Genomic DNA, 944 nt, shown 5'->3' with positions numbered 1-944 from the left:
CCTCGCTACCTTCCATCAAAAATTTCCGCATTCTGTAGATACGGCTGATTCGAATCTTTCTCGGAAAGGATAGGATCAGTCACTGGCCAATCAATATTCAGCTCTGGATCATTCCATGCAATTCCTCGATCATACTTAGAAGAATAATATTGATCTACTTTATATATCACCTGAGTATTCGCTGTAAGGGTACAAAAACCATGAGCAAATCCGTGCGGAACCAGCAGTTGCCTATGATTAGTGTCGCTTAGAATTACTCCAACCCATTGCCCATATGTGGGGGAGTCTCTCCTAATATCTACGGCAACATCATAGATAGCCCCTGCAATAACCCGAATGAGTTTGGTTTGCGCGTACGGATTCAATTGATAATGCAGTCCCCGTAGCGTTCCAGATTCAACGGACAAGGAGTGATTATCCTGAACAAACTCATAATGGACGCCTTCCATAGACATCCTACCTTTATTGTAACTCTCTATGAAGAATCCTCGGTGATCTTGGTGAATTTGAGGAGTGATGATCAATATCTCTGGCAATTTAGTAGCCTGAATGAACATACTACTTGATCTCTCCCTTAGCCATATTATGAATGGGCTGCCTTCTCATATCCTGATTTGCAATCTTATATAAATACTGTCCGTATTGATTCTTCCTCATAGGTTCGGCCAGGGCTTCAACTTGTTCTTTTGAAATATAACCGAGCGTAAAGGCAATTTCCTCTAGACAAGCAACCTTTAGGCTCTGCCTTTTCTCAATCGTCTCAATAAATTGGGATGCCTCTAGAAGAGACTCATGTGTCCCTGAATCCAACCACGAAAATCCACGCCCGAGAATCTCCACATGCAACTCTCCAGAGTTCAGATACGCTTTATTCACATCTGTAATCTCCAACTCTCCGCGTGAAGAAGGCATGATGCTCTCAGCTATCTCAATAACTTTATTAT

At 42.3% G+C, this 944-nt stretch carries 2 protein-coding genes; both read right to left on the bottom strand.

Annotation, left to right across the window (positions count from 1 at the left end; all coding sequences use genetic code 11):
- Nucleotides 1-5 precede the first annotated feature (5 nt).
- Nucleotides 6-557, bottom strand: a complete 552-nt coding sequence (rfbC, locus tag AC1DWB_RS36115) for a dTDP-4-dehydrorhamnose 3,5-epimerase (protein WP_477545863.1) — start codon at nucleotides 555-557, stop codon at nucleotides 6-8.
- Between the two features lies 1 nt (nucleotide 558).
- On the bottom strand, nucleotides 559-944 hold a 386-nt coding region (locus tag AC1DWB_RS36110), incomplete at its 5' end, for a sugar phosphate nucleotidyltransferase (RefSeq protein ID WP_477545862.1).

It is taken from the genome of Paenibacillus sp. P4_E11, assembly GCF_056401635.1.
This window is presented reverse-complemented; position numbering and strand designations above follow the sequence as displayed.